This window comes from Jeotgalibacillus aurantiacus, assembly GCF_020595125.1.
Taxonomy (GTDB): Bacteria; Bacillota; Bacilli; order Bacillales; family Jeotgalibacillaceae; genus Jeotgalibacillus; species Jeotgalibacillus aurantiacus.
This window is the reverse complement of record NZ_JACNMS010000002.1, coordinates 428,218-445,498: the sequence shown is the minus strand read 5'-3', so window position 1 is coordinate 445,498 and position 17,281 is coordinate 428,218. Positions and strand designations below refer to the sequence as shown.

Annotated in this window: 16 protein-coding genes; all 16 read left to right on the top strand. The window is 43.7% G+C overall.

All coding sequences use genetic code 11. From position 1 onward, the window contains the following. Nucleotides 1–73: 73 nt before the first annotated feature. Nucleotides 74–1,345: an EF-P 5-aminopentanol modification-associated protein YfmF gene (gene yfmF, locus H7968_RS07040; protein WP_227395483.1), complete on the top strand. Its 1,272-nt coding sequence runs from the start codon at nucleotides 74–76 to the stop codon at nucleotides 1,343–1,345. A 3-nt stretch (nucleotides 1,346–1,348) separates the two neighbouring features. After that, a complete protein-coding gene (gene yfmH, locus H7968_RS07035) occupies nucleotides 1,349–2,653 on the top strand; it encodes an EF-P 5-aminopentanol modification-associated protein YfmH (RefSeq protein WP_227395482.1) in 1,305 nt (434 codons plus the stop codon). Then, nucleotides 2,646–3,365, top strand: coding sequence for an elongation factor P 5-aminopentanone reductase (ymfI, locus tag H7968_RS07030; RefSeq protein ID WP_227395481.1), 720 nt, complete (start codon nucleotides 2,646–2,648; stop codon nucleotides 3,363–3,365). Before yfmH ends, ymfI begins: the two co-directional genes overlap by 8 nt. 80 nt (nucleotides 3,366–3,445) lie before the next feature. After that, on the top strand, nucleotides 3,446–3,703 hold the full coding sequence (locus H7968_RS07025; protein WP_227395480.1) for a DUF3243 domain-containing protein: 258 nt from the start codon (nucleotides 3,446–3,448) through the stop codon (nucleotides 3,701–3,703). 176 nt (nucleotides 3,704–3,879) lie between these two features. Next, complete coding sequence (locus tag H7968_RS07020; protein ID WP_227395479.1) at nucleotides 3,880–4,671, top strand: DUF3388 domain-containing protein; 792 nt, start codon at nucleotides 3,880–3,882, stop codon at nucleotides 4,669–4,671. A gap of 21 nt (nucleotides 4,672–4,692) precedes the next feature. Then, complete coding sequence (locus tag H7968_RS07015) at nucleotides 4,693–5,574, top strand: helix-turn-helix domain-containing protein (RefSeq protein ID WP_227395478.1); 882 nt, start codon at nucleotides 4,693–4,695, stop codon at nucleotides 5,572–5,574. Between the two features lie 63 nt (nucleotides 5,575–5,637). Next, entirely contained in the window at nucleotides 5,638–6,216 is a 579-nt protein-coding gene (pgsA, locus tag H7968_RS07010) for a CDP-diacylglycerol--glycerol-3-phosphate 3-phosphatidyltransferase (protein WP_227395477.1), read from the top strand. Nucleotides 6,217–6,228: 12 nt separating this feature from the next. Then, a complete protein-coding gene (locus H7968_RS07005; RefSeq protein WP_227395476.1) occupies nucleotides 6,229–7,467 on the top strand; it encodes a competence/damage-inducible protein A in 1,239 nt (412 codons plus the stop codon). Nucleotides 7,468–7,679: 212 nt separating this feature from the next. After that, nucleotides 7,680–8,723 carry a recombinase RecA gene (gene recA, locus H7968_RS07000; RefSeq protein ID WP_227395475.1) on the top strand — a complete coding sequence of 348 codons (1,044 nt, stop codon included), beginning with the start codon at nucleotides 7,680–7,682 and terminating at the stop codon, nucleotides 8,721–8,723. Between the two features lie 241 nt (nucleotides 8,724–8,964). After that, the gene (gene rny, locus H7968_RS06995) at nucleotides 8,965–10,524 is read left to right on the top strand and encodes a ribonuclease Y (protein ID WP_227395474.1); all 1,560 of its coding nucleotides are present in this window, start codon (nucleotides 8,965–8,967) and stop codon (nucleotides 10,522–10,524) included. A 149-nt stretch (nucleotides 10,525–10,673) separates the two neighbouring features. Beyond that, nucleotides 10,674–11,471: a TIGR00282 family metallophosphoesterase gene (locus H7968_RS06990; RefSeq protein WP_227395473.1), complete on the top strand. Its 798-nt coding sequence runs from the start codon at nucleotides 10,674–10,676 to the stop codon at nucleotides 11,469–11,471. A 92-nt stretch (nucleotides 11,472–11,563) separates the two neighbouring features. Then, nucleotides 11,564–11,824: a stage V sporulation protein S gene (locus tag H7968_RS06985; protein WP_134371694.1), complete on the top strand. Its 261-nt coding sequence runs from the start codon at nucleotides 11,564–11,566 to the stop codon at nucleotides 11,822–11,824. 201 nt (nucleotides 11,825–12,025) lie between these two features. After that, nucleotides 12,026–13,771 (top strand): 2-oxoacid:acceptor oxidoreductase subunit alpha, encoded by a 1,746-nt coding sequence (locus H7968_RS06980; protein ID WP_319799483.1) that lies wholly within the window; start codon nucleotides 12,026–12,028, stop codon nucleotides 13,769–13,771. Then, on the top strand, nucleotides 13,772–14,638 hold the full coding sequence (locus H7968_RS06975; protein ID WP_134371690.1) for a 2-oxoacid:ferredoxin oxidoreductase subunit beta: 867 nt from the start codon (nucleotides 13,772–13,774) through the stop codon (nucleotides 14,636–14,638). It begins immediately after the preceding gene. A gap of 191 nt (nucleotides 14,639–14,829) precedes the next feature. Beyond that, nucleotides 14,830–16,374, top strand: coding sequence for a tRNA (N6-isopentenyl adenosine(37)-C2)-methylthiotransferase MiaB (miaB, locus tag H7968_RS06970; protein WP_227395472.1), 1,545 nt, complete (start codon nucleotides 14,830–14,832; stop codon nucleotides 16,372–16,374). Continuing rightward, on the top strand, nucleotides 16,374–16,808 hold the full coding sequence (locus H7968_RS06965) for a RicAFT regulatory complex protein RicA family protein (RefSeq protein ID WP_134371686.1): 435 nt from the start codon (nucleotides 16,374–16,376) through the stop codon (nucleotides 16,806–16,808). Before miaB ends, H7968_RS06965 begins: the two co-directional genes overlap by 1 nt. The last annotated feature ends 473 nt before the right edge of the window (nucleotides 16,809–17,281 follow it).

Genomic DNA, 17,281 nt, shown 5'->3' with positions numbered 1-17,281 from the left:
GGATGAATGTATAGTGGGGTTAGAGAATATGAATACTGAAAAAGAATCATGACATTTGCCGGGAGGAATTGAGATGAAGATTAATCAGACGGTAAGCAGACAGCAGGGGTTAAGCTTGAGAATTGTTCAGACGAAAAAATTCAAAACAAACCAGTTTGTTTTCAAATTCAGATCACGTTTAAATGAAGATGACGTTACTGCGAGAGCGTTAATTCCGTATATTTTACAGAGCAGTACAAAAAAGTGGCCGACGACTGCTGACTTCAGGTCGCACCTCGATGAACTATATGGCGCTGGTGCCTCTGTAGACGTAAACAAAAAGGGAGAGTACCACATTCTTTCGTTTGCGGTGGATATTCCAAATGAACGATATTTAAAAGACCCGACTCCGCTCGCAAAAGAAGCGCTGAATGTGTTAAAGGAGATGTTATTTAACCCTCTGCTTGAAGGGGAGGCATTCAGCTCAAAAGTAATTGAGCAGGAAAAACGGACGCTTAAGCAAAAACTGCAGGCGTTGAAGGATGACAAAATGCGCTATGCTTCACAGCGTCTTGTTGAGGAGATGTGCAAAGGAGAGGCGTATGCCCTTCACCCGAACGGAAGTGAAGAAAAGTTGAATCAGGTAACAGCAGAGGAGCTGTACCAGGCATACAAAAACATGCTCGAAAAAGATGCGGTTGACCTTTATGTAGTGGGTGATGTTGTAGCAGAAGACATTGCATCGTATTGCGAAAAGGAATTTCATTTTCCTGACCGGGAACCTGTCGCAAAGCCTGACGTAAAAAGCATAAATACAACAGACGCAAAAGAAGTGGTGGAGTCACAAAAAATAAAACAGGGTAAGTTAAATATTGGTTACAGAACAAGTATCGTGTACGGGGATGACGATTACATACCGCTCACTGTCATGAACGGTTTGTTCGGAGGGTTTCCGCATTCCAAGCTGTTCTTAAATGTGCGGGAAAAAGAAAGTCTTGCCTATTATGCAGCGAGCAGAGTTGAAAGTCATAAAGGCCTCGTCGTGGTGATGTCGGGGGTTGAGCCCGCTAAGGTGGAGCGGGCTGCGGTTATTATTGAAGAGCAGCTGCAGGCGATCCAAAATGGTGAGGTCTCAGAAAACGAACTGAACCAGACGAAGGCAGTTCTTAAAAACCAGATGCTTGAAACGCTCGATGCATCACGAGGGATTGTCGAGGTTTTATATCAGGGTGAAGTGGCCAATCCGCCGGTAGATATTGACCGCTGGTTTGAAAAGGTAGATGCCGTAACAGCCGATCAAGTAATCGCGGCTGCAAAAAAGCTGAAGAAGGATACAACTTATATTTTGACGTCAGGGGAGGAATGAGCCATGCAAAAGCAGACATTTAAACAGCTTGAAGAGGAAATCTACTTCGAAACGCTTGATAACGGGTTAACTGTCTATATTTTACCGAAACCCGATTTTAATAAAACATTTGCTACGTTTACAACAAAATACGGATCGATTGACGATCATTTCAAGCCGCTCGGTGAGGATGAATTCACCCGGGTTCCAGACGGGATTGCCCATTTTCTTGAGCACAAAATGTTTGAAAAGGAAGATGGGGATGTATTTCAAAAGTTCAGTATGCAGGGGGCTTCAGCAAATGCATTTACTTCCTTTACCCGAACGGCATACCTATTTTCAAGCACCGATCAGATCCAAAAAAATCTGGAAACATTGATTGATTTTGTTCAGGCTCCTTATTTTACAGAGGAAACGGTGGAAAAAGAGAAGGGTATTATCGGACAGGAAATTACGATGTATGACGATAACGCTGACTGGAGACTGTATTTCGGTGCAATTCAAAATATGTTCCATCATCATCCGGTCAGAGTCGATATTGCAGGTACAGTCGAATCCATCTCCCATATTATGAAAGATCATCTTTACCAGTGTTATCATACCTTTTATCATCCATCAAATATGTCTATTTTTATCGTTGGACCGGTTGATCCAGAGGAATACATGGAGTTTGTCCGTGCAAATCAGGCGTCTAAAACGTTTGATCCTCCACAGCAGATTGAACGGAAATTCGATGATGAACCGGAACATGTGAAGGTTGCGCATAACGAACTTAAAATGGAAGTTCAGGTTTCAAAGTGTATGGTTGGCATAAAATCCAATGAAAAAAATATCAGCGGTGATGAGCTGCTCAGAAAAGAGCTGTCGATCAATACGGCATTTGAAGTGCTGTTCGGTAAAACGTCTGATTACTACACGGATCTTTATGACCGGGGGTTAATCGATGATCATTTCTCTTTTGATTTTACACAGGAACAGAATTTTGGTTTTGGATTGCTTGGCGGCAATACACCGGATCCGGTAAAGCTTGCGGCTGAAATTAAGGAAATTTTGTTGAAGGAAGCACAGAATCCAACGATCACGGAAAAAAAGATTGATGGTGTGAAAAAGAAAAACATCGGTGGATTCCTGCGGTCATTGAATTCTCCCGAATTTATCGCCAATCAGTTTACCCGGTATGCATTTAATGAAATGGATTTATTTAATGCCGTCCCGACACTGGAAACGCTGACTGTAGAGGATATTCATACGGCATTGAAGGATTTTATTAAAGAAGATCGCATCACCAGCTTTTTTATCGTACCAAAAAGTGGCGGAGACAATGAGTAACACATACCTTTTGCTCGGTGCAAGCGGCGGAATCGGGCTTGCTGTTGCAAAAAAACTTGTTGATCAGGGACATACAGTGATTGCACAATATTTTCACAATCCAGATCCTGTTATAAACCTGAGGGATTCCATACCTGTACCTGAAAAAATCATACCTGAAAAAATCGATTTGACATCAGATAGAAGTGTCGATGAATTTCTTGAAACCTCTTTGTCTGTTGATGGGATCATCCATACTGCAGGCGCTCACTATGAGGGGATGCTAGAAGATACACCTGATACAGTCATTGATGAGCTCTGGAATGTGCATCTCAAACAGCCGGTCAGAATCATCCGTCACATGCTCCGCGGGCTCAGACAGCGTGAGAAAGCATCTATTGTGATTGTTTCCTCCATCTGGGGAGAGACCGGTGCATCTTATGAAGTGATGTATTCTGCCGTTAAAGGCGCACAAATTGCATTTGTAAAGGCTCTTGGAAAAGAACTCGCACCATCAGGAATCAGGGTGAATGCTGTGTCTCCGGGTGCTATTTCTACAAAAATGACAAATCACTATTCAGAAGAAGAACTTCAGGAGATATACGGTGAGATTCCGCTTGGCCGGATGGGAGCACCTGAAGAGATCGCAGATGCTGTACTATTTTTGTTAAGCCCCTCGTCTTCCTATATTACATCCCAGGTACTATCTGTTAACGGTGGTTGGCATACGTGAAGAATATTTTCTTCAATCCATGCTCATACTAGGAAAAAGGGCAATAAGCTCCTTTAAAATAAGTATGGGAGGCAAAAAATATGTCGATTCTTGAAAACTGGCAGCAGTGGAAATCTTTTTTAGGTGATAAAGTAGTTCATGCTCAGACGGATGGGATGGAAGAAAGCAAAATGTCAGAGATCGCTTTTCAAATTGGGGATTATCTTGCAAAAAATGTGGATCCGAAAAATGAGCAGGAACGTGTACTGGCTGACCTATGGTCGGTTGCGGATAAAAAAGAACAGCATACCATTGCGAATCTGATGATTAAACTCGTCAGCGGATCATCCCCTCACTAAAATCAGAATATCAGTGTTAGCGCTTCGTCAAGTGATACTGTCAAAAGAGGAAAAAAGGAGGAAAATCCTCCTTTTTTATTTTGATTTCAGACTTTTCCTTTTCTATTACAACGAAATGATTTATTATTATCAATATAGAAATTCCTCGAAAATCGTCATATTAAGGAGCTGTTTTCATGGAGCGGAAAGAATGGTATTTGGAATATGAAATTCAGAAAAACCGTCCTGGACTGCTCGGTGACATTTCATCCTTACTTGGCATGCTGGAAATTAATATTGTAACCATTAATGGTGTAGATGAGGGCCGGCGTGGAATGTTGCTTTTAGCTAAAAGTGACGAACAGATTCTTCGGCTTGAAACCATTCTTCAGACAATGGATACCATTCAGATGACGAAGCTGAGAGAACCTAAACTGCGTGACCGGATGGCTGTGCGTCACGGACGTTATATTCAAAGAGACGCGGATGACCGGAAAACGTTTCGTTTTATACGGGATGAGCTCGGGCTGCTGGTGGACTTTATGGCGGAGCTTTACAAACAGGACGGTCATAAGCTGATTGGAATCAGAGGGATGCCGAGAGTGGGGAAAACCGAATCAATCGTGGCTGCAAGTGTATGTGCAAATAAAAAGTGGCTCTTTTTATCATCGACATTGTTAAAGCAGACCATCAGGGATAAGCTCATTGAAGATGAATATAATGAGAATAATCTCTTTATTTTAGATGGTGTTGTCTCCACGAGAAGAGCGAGTGAAAAGCACTGGCAGCTTGTCAGGGAGGTTATGAGAATGCCTTCCATAAAGGTGATTGAACACCCGGATGTGTTTGTTGAAAATACGGAGTATTCAATAGAAGATTTTGATTATATTATTGAGCTGAGACACGATCATGACGAAGAGATTACATACGAAATGGTACCAAAAAACAATATGTTCAGCGGATCTGATTTTGGAGAATTTGACTTTTAAAATATTGGCAGGTGTGGGAAATTGACTGAACTAGGAAATCGTCTAAAAGAAGCCAGAGAAGCGAAAGGGTATTCTTTAGAAGAGCTTCAAAAAGTAACAAAAATTCAAAAAAGATATCTTCAGGGAATTGAAGAAGGCGATTACTCCGCTATGCCGGGCTCCTTTTATATCCGGGCATTTATAAAACAGTACGCTGAGGCGGTTCAATTAAATCCTGAGGAGCTGTTCGAGACGTATTCCTCGGATATACCGAAAAATAACGATGAATCAATCCCGGTGAATTTATCCCGTGTGAAATCGAAAGGTTCATCCAGAAGAGCTACCCCTGTAATGAACATACTTCCAACCGTTCTTGGGATAGGTGTGTTAATTGGGATTGCTTTTGTAATCTGGATCGTAGTGCAGCAGCTTTCTGATCCAGGCAACCAGGCAGATACAAATCCTGATACCGAAACAGAGCAGTCAGTAAATATCGATCAGCCTGAGGGCACTGAAGAACCTGCTGAGGAAACGCCGGAAGAACCAGCAGGTACGGATGAAGAACCAGCAGATGAAGAACCCGTTGAACAAGAGCCTCCTGCTGAGGAACTTTCAATTGAGAGCATAGGGGTTCAGGGAGAAGATAATAACTTCACGGTAACAAACAGCCAGGAAGAGCTGACGCTTCAGATCGCCTCTGATAACTCCTGGATTACAATCCGGGACCGTGAAGGAAATATTTTGTATGATAATGCCGTTCAAAGCGGCAATGATTTGAATTTTGATGCATCCGGTCTTGATTGGATCAGAGTCCGTGTTGGAGATTCTTCTGTTACATCCGTTCAGTTAAATGGCGAACAGGTAGAATTCGGAGGTTCCACCGTGACTCAGAACATGATTTTTGAAATCGAATCAGCGTCCTAAAAAAGATAGTCATCAGGAATGATGACTATTTTTTTGCTAAAACATTGTTTAAGGAGAGATTTTATGAACATACCAAATAAAATTACGATTTCCAGGATCTTTCTGATTCCTTTATTTATGATTTTTATGCTTATCGATTTTGGTTGGGGAGAACTTTCTATTCTTGGTGCAGATATTCCGGTTCACCATTTTATTGCTGCCATGATTTTTATTTTTGCAGCTTCAACTGACTGGGTAGACGGATATTATGCAAGGAAATATAACCTCGTTACTAACCTCGGTAAGTTTCTGGATCCTTTAGCAGATAAACTTCTTGTATCAGCAGCGCTGATCATTCTTGTGGAGCTTCAGATGGCGCCATCATGGCTGGTAATCATCATTATCTCAAGAGAATTTGCAATTACGGGACTGAGACTTGTGCTAGCGGGTTCAGGAGAGGTTCATGCTGCTGCCATGCTTGGTAAAATCAAAATGTGGGTGCAGATTGTTGCGATTTCAGCACTGCTGCTACATAACATCTTTTTTGAAATGTTCTCTATTCCATTTGATCTTATCGCACTCTATGTTGCGGCATTTTTTACAGTATGGTCAGGTGTCGATTATTTCGTAAAGAACTGGGGAGCATTCAGGGATTCAAAATAAGGAGCTGTTAATATGAACGCTGAAATTATTGCTGTTGGCTCAGAATTACTCCTTGGCCAGATTGCCAATACAAACGCACAGTTTATCTCATCAAGGTTTGCCGAGGCTGGGATTGGTGTTTTCCGCCATAGTGTGATCGGGGATAACGCTGATCGGCTGACAAGTGAGCTGAACACTGCTATAAGCCGTTCTGAACTGATCATTATTACTGGAGGCCTTGGTCCCACAAAGGATGATTTAACTAAGGAAACAGTTGCATCCATTCTTAATAGGAAGCTTGTCTATGATCAGTCTTCTCTTGACTATATTGAACAGTATTTTAAATCAGCCGGGAGAGAAATGACTGACAATAATCGTAAGCAAGCCCTTGTGATAGAAGGAAGCGCGGTTCTATTTAATCATCATGGCATGGCTCCCGGCATGGTCATTGACGAAGGACAGTCAACGATGGTCCTTCTTCCGGGGCCGCCGAGAGAAATGAAGCCAATGCTGACTGATCAGTTACTTCCTTATTTGCTGCGAAAGAGATCAAACAGTCAAACGATTTATTCAAGGGTTTTAAGATTTTTTGGTATAGGAGAAGCAGAGCTTGAGACCATGGTTGAGGATCTGATGAGTGGGACAAACCCAACCGTAGCACCACTTGCTTCAGACGGGGAGGTCACACTACGTCTGACGGCTGCTGAAGAGACCAGGGAAAAAGCTGAAGCACTTGTAAACCAGCTTGAAGAGATCATACGCAACAGACCTTGCGGCAAACATATTTATGGTTATGACGATGAGTCGCTGAAAAGCAAAGTGGCGGCACTGTTAAAACATAAAAATTTGTCAATCGCTTCGGCAGAAAGTCTGACTGCTGGTTTGTTTGCCTCTGAGTTAGCGACTGTTGCAGGGATCAGCAGCTCATTAAAAGGATCGGCTGTTGTCTATAGCCCTGACGCCAAACAGTCTGTTCTGAAAGTATCAGCGGAGACTATATCATCTCATGGTACCGTCAGTCAGCAATGTGCAGAGGAAATGGCAGTTCATGTTATGAGTCTTTTTGATGCAGATATTGGAATCGGTTTTACCGGTGTTGCAGGACCCGGACCTTTTGAAGGGAAAGAGGAAGGGACAGTGTGGATCAGTTTAGCCAGCCGTGACGGCAGACTGAACTCAAAGCAGCTGCATCTTCAGGGCGAGCGGAATTTTAAAAGAATTAGAGCTGTTAAGCATGGATTATTTGAACTGATCCGTTTTATCAATAGATAAATAATTACCGTATGAACATCGATCATTTATTGCTGTTCATACGGTATTTCTTTTTATAAAGTTTATAAAACGCCGATTCAAATTGAAAATGATGTAAATAAAAAAAGCGAATAAATGTTCGCTTTTTGCTTGTTATTCTTCCAAATAAAGAGTATAGTATAGTTAGGTTATGAGACACCGGTTACGGTGTTTATATTAAAGGAGGAATTAATGTGAGTGATCGTCAGGCAGCACTTGATATGGCTCTTAAACAAATAGAAAAGCAATTCGGTAAAGGTTCCATTATGAAGCTAGGGGAACAGACAGACCGCAAAATTTCCACGGTTTCCAGCGGCTCAATCGCCCTTGATGCAGCGCTTGGAGTTGGCGGATATCCACGTGGCCGCGTGATTGAAATATACGGCCCTGAAAGCTCAGGTAAAACCACGGTTGCCCTTCATGCGATTGCTGAAGTACAGGCAAATGGCGGACAGGCAGCATTCATTGATGCTGAACATGCGCTGGACCCTGTCTACGCTTCAAAGCTCGGCGTTAACATAGATGAGCTGCTTCTGTCACAGCCGGATACAGGTGAACAGGCACTTGAAATTGCTGAAGCACTTGTTCGAAGCGGAGCAGTTGAAATTATTATTATTGACTCAGTTGCAGCACTTGTTCCTAAAGCGGAAATCGAGGGGGAAATGGGAGACTCCCATGTCGGTCTTCAGGCCCGACTTATGTCTCAGGCGCTCAGAAAGCTGTCAGGTGCCATCAGCAAGTCAAATACAATTGCTATTTTCATTAATCAGATTCGTGAAAAGGTTGGTGTTATGTTCGGGAGCCCTGAAACGACTCCTGGTGGCCGTGCCCTTAAATTCTATTCATCTGTAAGACTGGATGTGCGCCGTGCAGAAACGTTGAAGCAGGGTAACGATATGGTAGGGAATAAAACACGGATTAAAGTCGTGAAAAATAAGGTAGCACCTCCTTTCCGAACAGCCGAAGTGGATATTATGTACGGTGAAGGAATTTCAAAAGAGGGTGAAATCATTGACCTTGGTGCCGACGCGGATATCATCCAAAAGAGTGGGTCATGGTATTCCTACAATGGAGACCGTCTTGGTCAGGGCCGTGAGAATTCAAAGCAGTTCCTGAAGGAAAATCCTGAGCTTCGCCAGGAAATCATGCTGAAGATCCGTGAGCACCACGGCATGGATGAAGTAAAAACAGCACCACCTGAAACAGAAGAGGATAACCTGAGCCTGCTTGAGGATTAATAGGTGAAAATAACCAGAAAAGCAAAGAAAAGCTCTTTGCTTTTTTGGTATATACATAATTATAGAAGGGAAGTTTCTGCCAGCCTACTTGACAATGTATTTTCACAGACTTAAAATTAACATTGTATATTTTTCAATTTTTTTAATTGATAAGTAAATTGCCCCGGACTGATACGAAATTTTATTATTAGCCCAAAAAGGCAAGATTGAAACATTTTAATAGCAAGAGGAGGTGAATACGATGGAACCAATCGAAATCACCTTCATTTTGGCTGGCATTATCGTCGGTGTGATTGTTGGGTATTTGATTCACAAATTCATGATGGATGCTAAAGTTGGCGGTGCAAAAGGCACTGTGGAACAAATTCTTGAAAATGGAAAAAGGGAAGCAGAGGCACTAAAGAAAGAAGCACTGCTGGAAGCGAAGGATGAAAATCATAAGCTTCGATCAGAAATGGAAGCGGAACTTCGTGAACGAAGAAATGAGCTTCAAAAACAGGAAAACCGCCTGTTACAGCGGGAAGAAAATCTTGACCGTAAAGACGACTCTCTAAACAAACGTGAATCAATGCAGGAGCGTAAAGAGCAGTCTTTACATGAACGACAACAACATATTGAAGAGATGGAAAGCAAAGTGGAGGAGATGGTTCGTCAACAGGATCTCGAGCTTGAGCGGGTATCCGGATTAACCCGGGAAGAAGCAAAAGCAATTATTCTTGATCAGGTGGAAAAAGAACTTTCACAGGACATTGCAATCATGGTTAAAGAGCAGGAACACCGTGCAAAGGAAGAGTCTGAAAAGAAAGCACGGGAACTGCTTTCACTCGCTATCCAGCGTTGTGCAGCTGACCATGTTGCCGAAACAACTGTTTCTGTCGTAAACCTGCCTAATGATGAGATGAAAGGTCGCATCATAGGTCGGGAAGGAAGAAATATCAGAACGCTAGAAACCCTGACTGGAATTGATTTAATTATCGATGATACGCCGGAAGCTGTTATCCTTTCCGGATTCGATCCAATCAGACGTGAAACAGCAAGAATTGCGCTTGAAAAACTTGTGCAGGACGGAAGAATCCACCCTGCAAGAATCGAAGAAATGGTAGACAAGGCACGCCGTGAAGTTGATGAGCACATCCGGGAGATCGGTGAACAGACAACGTTTGACGTTGGTGCGCACGGGTTACACCCTGATCTCATCAAAATTCTTGGCCGCCTGAAGTACCGTACAAGCTATGGACAGAATGTACTGAAACATTCAACAGAAGTAGCTTACCTGTCAGGCCTTCTTGCAGCTGAGCTTGGTGAAGACGAGGCGCTGGCAAGACGTGCAGGACTCCTGCATGATATCGGAAAAGCGATTGACCACGAAGTGGAAGGAAGTCACGTAGAAATTGGTGTCGAACTTGCCACGAAGTACAAAGAGCATCCGGTAGTCATTAACAGTATTGCCTCTCACCACGGCGACTATGAGGCAACGTCTATTATCGCGGTACTTGTCGCAGCAGCTGATGCATTATCTGCAGCACGTCCAGGTGCCCGAAGTGAGACGCTTGAGAACTACATTCGCCGACTTGAAAGACTCGAAGAGATTTCTGAATCATATGATGGTGTTGAAAAATCATTTGCGATCCAGGCCGGCCGGGAAATCAGAATTATGGTTCGACCGGAACAGATTGATGATATGACAGCTCATCGTCTTGCGAGAGATATCCGCAAGCAGATCGAGGAAGAATTAAATTATCCGGGTCATATTAAAGTCACGGTCATCCGTGAAACGAGAGCGGTAGAATACGCAAAATAACAAAAACCAGCCTGACATTGCTGTCAGGCTGGTTTTTTATGATTTGCTGGAAAAATAACTGCGTCAGCTTGAACGCATCAGGCGTTCATGCTAAAGTTTATCTGATAATGGGCAGATAAAGCCTCTGAGATCATGAAAAGAGGGTAATGATGAGGATATTATTTATTGGAGACGTTGTAGGTTCACCAGGCAGAGAAATGATCGATGAGTTTCTGCCGCAGCTGAAGCAAAAACACCAGCCGGACCTTGTAATTGTCAATGGTGAAAATGCAGCCTCCGGCAGAGGAATTACAAAGAAAATCTATGATCAGCTGTTATCTGCGGGTGCGGATGTTATCACGATGGGAAACCATACGTGGGACAATCGGGATCTGTTTAATTTTATTGACCAGGCAAATCAGCTTGTAAGACCGATTAACTATCCGAAAGCGACTCCCGGTAAAGGGATCCGCTTTATACAGGCTGGAAGCGCGGAAGTAGCAGTGGTTAATGCACTGGGAAGAACGTTTATGAACCCTGTGGATGATCCTTTTCCGCTTTTAAAGCAGACAATAGATGAAGCGAGACGACAGACGCCATTTGTCTTTGTGGATTTTCATGCTGAAGCAACGAGTGAGAAACAGGCGGCAGGTTGGTATCTTGATGGCAAGGCATCCGCGGTTGTCGGTACTCATACACACGTACAAACTTCAGATAACAGAATCCTTCCAAAGGGTACGGCTTATTTATCGGATGTTGGGATGACGGGTCCTTACGATGCGATTTTGGGGATGGAAAAAGAAGCAGTCCTGAAACGTTTTACCACGGCTTTACCTGCGAGATTTGAAGTACCAAAGGATGGACGTAAAATCTTGAGTGCCTGTGTGATCGAACTGGATCGTAAATCCGGTATGGCCAAATCAATTGACCGGATTTTAATTAATGAGGACCATCCCTTCGAAGTTTAATTGCTGCCCCTCCGCATAAAGCTCACTTCCTGCGAATATAGTGAAATGACAGCAAAGTGATGGATCAGTGTGGGAGAGAAGGGGGTAAGCAGGTGAATGTATTAAAGGTATCTTCGCGATCGAATCCTAACTCGGTTGCCGGGGCTCTTGCGGGTGTGTTGCGGGAGAGAGGCACGGTTGAAGTACAGGCAATTGGAGCTGGCGCTTTAAATCAGGCTGTAAAAGCAGTGGCCATATCCCGTGGATTTGTGGCTCCATCCGGCATTGATTTAATCTGCATACCGGCTTTTACGGATATTCAGATAGAAGGCGAAGAAAGAACCGCCATTAAGCTGATTGTGGAACCGAGATAATTTAGAAGTATTCAGGTGCTTACACTGTAAGCACCTCTTTTTATGCAAGAAAATAAAATTAACTATAATATAATTATGTAAACTTAAAATCATTCTTAGGACTGAATTTGACAAATCAGATTGTAAAAGGATGTTGATCAATGGTAAACGTGATAAAATGAACAATGATGTAAAAGGGCGTTATTGAAGGAGAGGGTAAGGATGATGAAACAGCTTTCCTGGAAAGTTGGAGGACAACAGGGAGAAGGAATTGAGAGTACCGGTGAAATCTTTTCCATGGCGATGAACCGCCTTGGTTATTTCCTTTACGGATACAGACACTTTTCTTCCCGTATTAAAGGTGGACATACAAATAATAAAATCCGAGTAAGTACGACACAGGTTCGTGCTGTTGAGGATTCTTTGGATATACTTGTTGCATTTGATCAGGAAACGATTGATGTTAATTATCATGAGTTACATAATTCAGGCATCATTGTAGCTGATGCAAAGTTTAAACCGGTAAACCCGGACGATTCAAAAGCGGAACTGATTATCGTTCCATTTACGGAAATTGCATCTGGGCTTGGCACCTCACTGATGAAAAACATGGTGGCGATCGGATCGACCTGTGCCATTATGGATCTGCCGCTCGATGTGTTCAGAGATGTTGTGCAGGAGATCTTCGGCCGTAAAGGTGAAGTAGTTGTCCAGAAAAATATGGAGGCGATTGAAGAGGGCTTTAAAGCTGCAAAAGAATTGCTTGGTGAAAAGAGCGGCAGTCTTGCTCTTGAAGAAGCAGATGGCAAACAGCGTATGTTTATGATCGGGAACGATGCAATCGCTCTTGGTGCCATTGCAGGTGGCGCCCGTTTTATGGCCGCCTATCCCATTACACCGGCATCTGAAATTATGGAGTATCTGATCAAAAAGCTTCCTGCCCTTGGGGGAGCGGTGATTCAGACTGAGGATGAGATCGCTGCAGCAACCATGGCGATCGGCGCAAATTACGCCGGAGTGCGTTCATTAACAGCCTCTGCGGGACCGGGTCTTTCTTTAATGATGGAATCCATTGGTTTATCAGGTATGACAGAACAGCCGCTTGTCATCGTGGATACTCAGCGCGGGGGACCATCAACAGGCCTGCCAACGAAGCAGGAGCAGTCAGATCTGATGCAGATGATTTACGGAACACACGGTGAAATTCCTAAAATTGTGATAGCGCCAAGTACAGCAGAGGAAGCGTTTTATGACACGATTGATGCGTTTAACCTTGCCGAGCAGTTCCAGTGTCCGGTTATTCTATTATCAGATCTACAGCTATCACTCGGGAAACAGACAGTAGAACCGCTCAACTATGAAAAAGTAAAGATTAACAGAGGGAAGCTGGTAGAGTCAGAGGCTTCGCTGGAAGAGCTTGAGCCGAAGCAATATTTCAAACGCTATGAAGTAACAGAGGACGGCGTTTCCAAAAGGGTACTGCCAGGTATGAAAAACGGTATCCATCATGTAACGGGTGTGGAACATGATGAATCAGGAAAGCCGTCGGAATCTTCGTTTAACCGTCAGGTCCAAATGGATAAGCGGATGAAAAAGCTTGAATCTGTCACGCTTCATAAAGCAGTCGATCAAGATGGTGCCAAACACGACGATGCTGACATTTTATTCGTCGGATTCAACTCCACAAGGGGGGCAATCGAGGAAGCCGCAGCCAAACTTGAAGCAGGCGGTATCAAGGTGAATCATGCTCACATCAGGCTGCTTCATCCGTTTCCGGCAGAAGAGTTTGCTCCGCTTGCCGAGAAAGCTAAAAAGGTCATTGTCGTAGAGCACAATGCGACGGGTCAGCTGGCCTCCATTATTAAAATGAACGTCGGAATGGCTCACAAAATCAAAAGCCTGAAGAAATATGACGGGAATCCATTCCTGCCAAATGAACTGGAACTTTTAAGCAAGGAGCTGGTCTAAATGGTCACATTTAAGGACTTTCGCAACAACGTAAAACCTAACTGGTGTCCCGGCTGCGGTGATTTTTCTGTACAGGCTGCCATTCAGCGTGCTTCAGCGAATGCAGGGCTGACACCGGAAAATCTGGCGGTCATCTCTGGAATCGGCTGTTCAGGAAGAATCTCAGGATATATTAACTCATACGGATTCCACAGTATTCACGGACGTGCCCTGCCACTTGCGCAAGGTGTGAAAATGGCTAACCGTGACTTAACCGTTATTGCATCCGGTGGTGACGGCGATGGTTTCGCCATTGGTCTTGGTCATACGATTCACGCGATCAGACGTAACCTTGATATTACGTATATTGTCATGGACAATCAGATCTACGGACTGACAAAAGGCCAGACATCGCCAAGATCATCTGCGGGATTCAAGACGAAATCCACGCCTAAGGGATCCATTGAACCTTCGCTGAACCCGATGGAAATGGCGCTGACATCCGGTGCAACCTTTGTAGCACAAGGGTTCTCAACGGACCTGAAAGAGTTAACGAGCCTTATTGAACAGGGATTGAACCATAAAGGTTTTTCGCTGATCAATGTATTCAGTCCGTGTGTAACGTATAACAAGGTAAATACGTATGACTGGTTCAAGGAAAATCTGACGAAGCTTTCAGACATTGAGGCGTATGATCCTCATAATAAGGAAGCTGCGATGCAGACGCTGATGAAACATGACGGTCTTGTGACCGGACTCATCTATCAGGATAAAGAGCAGCCATCCTATCAGGAAATGATTGACGGATATCATGAAGAACCGTTAAGCAAACAGGATTTAGGGATGGACGAAGATGATTTCAACAAACTTGTGAAAGAATTTATGTAAAACAGGAGGCTGCCGGACAGAGGCAGCCTTTTACCTGTGCGTTTGACCCTTTTCTGTAAGTTAAGGCAATTTCACGACAGTAGGCTTGAGAATGTTGTAACAATGGTCATAACCATTTATACTAAAAGAATGTGCCATAAGCATGATCAGAACGGATCAGCTCTGATCGATTAAAGAAAGGGGAATGTCAGATGAATGAAGAACAGCGCCTGGCAGCACAAGACGCGGTTCAGACATCGAACAGCAAGAAGCAGGAAAAAGACTACAGTAAATATTTTCAGACCGTTTACAGTCCTCCTTCCCTGAAAGATGCCAAAAAGAGAGGTAAGGAAGACGTAAATTATCATAAAGACTTCTCCATCGATCCTGCTTTTGAAGGAATGGGGAAAGGAAGAAAGTTTTACATCAGAACTTACGGATGTCAGATGAACGAGCATGACACAGAAGTGATGGCAGGGATCTTTCTTCAACTGGGCTATGAACCGACCGATACAACAGAAGATGCAGACGTGATTTTACTGAACACATGTGCAATACGTGAAAATGCGGAAAATAAAGTGTTTGGTGAAATCGGACACCTGAAACCGCTGAAGCTTGAAAAGCCGGATCTTCTGATTGGTGTTTGTGGATGTATGTCACAGGAGGAATCTGTGGTTAATAAGATTCTGAAGACGCATCAACACATTGATATGATATTTGGAACGCACAATATTCACCGATTGCCAAACATTTTAAATGAGGCTTACCTGAGCAAGGAAATGGTCGTTGAAGTATGGTCAAAAGAAGGTGATGTCATTGAAAACCTTCCTAAGGTCCGTAAAGGCGCCATCAAAGGCTGGGTTAATATTATGTACGGCTGTGATAAATTCTGTACGTATTGTATCGTGCCATACACACGTGGTAAGGAGCGCAGCAGGCATCCTGAGGATATTATCCAGGAGGTTCGCCATCTGGCAGCCCAGGGTTATCAGGAAATTACCCTGTTAGGTCAGAACGTAAATGCTTACGGCAAGGATCTGGAAGGGATGGATTACGGACTCGGACAGCTGATGGATGAGCTGCGTAAAATTGATATACCGAGAATCCGTTTTACGACGAGTCATCCGCGTGATTTTGATGATTACCTGATCGAGGTACTCTCAAAAGGCGGAAATCTTGTGGAACATATTCATCTGCCTGTTCAGCACGGTTCATCAGAAATTCTGAAGCTGATGGCGAGAAAATACAGCCGGGAGCAGTTTTTAACACTTGTTGACAAGATTAAAAAAGCGATTCCGAATGCTGTCCTGACAACAGATATCATTGTAGGGTTCCCGAATGAAACAGAAGAGCAGTTTGAAGAAACGTTATCTCTATACCGTGAAGTCGGATTTGAGACAGCCTTTACGTATATATACTCACCGCGTGAAGGAACGCCGGCTGCTAAGATGAAAGATAACGTGCCGATGGAAGTCAAAAAAGAACGTTTACAGCGTCTGAATAATCTTGTCAATGAAATGTCGCTTGAAGCCATGAAGAAGCTTGAAGGACAGACGATGGAAGTACTTGTTGAAGGGGAGAGCAGAAAAAACCCTGAAGTACTATCCGGTTATACAAGAACGAGCAAGCTGGTGAACTTTAAAGCACCGAAATCAGTAATTGGTCAACGTGTCATGGTTAAAATAACGGAAGCCAAAACGTGGAGCCTGAATGGCGAGCTCGTGGAAGCTAAAGAACCGGCAGAGGTGAATGGATAATGGAGAAAAAATATACGAAAAAAGATATTATTGAGCGTGCAAAAGAGCTGGCTCAGATGATTACGGAGACAGAAGAAGTGGATTTCTTTAAGCGTGCTGAGGCACAGATTCAGGAAAACCAGAAAATCCGCGAAAAAATTGCCAGTCTGAGAAGTCTTCAGAAACAGGCTGTTAATTTTCAGCATTACGGCAAGCATGAAGCACTGAAAATGATCGAGGCAAAAATCGAAAAAGTTGAAAAAGAAATCGATGAAATTCCGATCGTACAGGAGTTTAAGCAGTCACAAACTGAAGTGAATGCACTTCTGCAAATCGTAGCGAATACAGTTTCCAACACGGTAACGGATGAAATTATCCGTCAGACCGGCGGAGATATTCTAAAAGGTGAAACAGGGGCACAGGTTAAAAACAGCCCTTACAATAGCTGTTCATGATCAAAAAGCTCTTCCGATACGGAAGAGCTTTTTTCAGATTGTTGAATTTCTAAATCGTGCCAGTTCATTCCTTCGCTTTTCTTTGTCTAGCTCCGGAGGGCAGGGACTAGCAAACTTCCCGTCCCCTCGTCCGATAAGTCAACATCAGCTCACTTCGTTCGCTGTGTTTCCTTTATCTCCGTCGGGGCCAGTCCAGTTTTTACGTCCCTAAACGCCCGCCTCCGCTTTTCTCGATGTCCAGCTGCGGCGACTAGCCCCTCGAGGTCATAAGTCAAAGATGAACGAGGGCGAAGATCAGCCCTCTTTTCATCTTCGCCTTATGCTTGTCGGGGCTGGACGAGTCGCCTCCGCTTTTCTCGATGTCTAGCTGCGGCGACTAGCCCCTCGAGTTCATAAGTCAAAGATGAACGAGGGCGAAGTTCAGCCCTCTTTTCATCTTCGCCTTATGCTTGTCGGGGCTGAACGAGTCGCCT

Bases quoted from the DNA above. Each gene is read 5' to 3' on its own strand.
- H7968_RS06980 (WP_319799483.1), top strand. From the start codon at position 12,026: ATGATGAAACAGCTTTCCTGGAAAGTTGGAGGACAACAGGGAGAAGGA.
- yfmF (WP_227395483.1), top strand. From the start codon at position 74: ATGAAGATTAATCAGACGGTAAGCAGACAGCAGGGGTTAAGCTTGAGA.
- yfmH (WP_227395482.1), top strand. From the start codon at position 1,349: ATGCAAAAGCAGACATTTAAACAGCTTGAAGAGGAAATCTACTTCGAA.
- H7968_RS07020 (WP_227395479.1), top strand. From the start codon at position 3,880: ATGGAGCGGAAAGAATGGTATTTGGAATATGAAATTCAGAAAAACCGT.
- H7968_RS06975 (WP_134371690.1), top strand. From the start codon at position 13,772: ATGGTCACATTTAAGGACTTTCGCAACAACGTAAAACCTAACTGGTGT.
- H7968_RS06990 (WP_227395473.1), top strand. From the start codon at position 10,674: ATGAGGATATTATTTATTGGAGACGTTGTAGGTTCACCAGGCAGAGAA.
- H7968_RS06965 (WP_134371686.1), top strand. From the start codon at position 16,374: ATGGAGAAAAAATATACGAAAAAAGATATTATTGAGCGTGCAAAAGAG.
- miaB (WP_227395472.1), top strand. From the start codon at position 14,830: ATGAATGAAGAACAGCGCCTGGCAGCACAAGACGCGGTTCAGACATCG.
- pgsA (WP_227395477.1), top strand. From the start codon at position 5,638: ATGAACATACCAAATAAAATTACGATTTCCAGGATCTTTCTGATTCCT.
- rny (WP_227395474.1), top strand. From the start codon at position 8,965: ATGGAACCAATCGAAATCACCTTCATTTTGGCTGGCATTATCGTCGGT.
- ymfI (WP_227395481.1), top strand. From the start codon at position 2,646: ATGAGTAACACATACCTTTTGCTCGGTGCAAGCGGCGGAATCGGGCTT.
- H7968_RS07025 (WP_227395480.1), top strand. From the start codon at position 3,446: ATGTCGATTCTTGAAAACTGGCAGCAGTGGAAATCTTTTTTAGGTGAT.
- H7968_RS07005 (WP_227395476.1), top strand. From the start codon at position 6,229: ATGAACGCTGAAATTATTGCTGTTGGCTCAGAATTACTCCTTGGCCAG.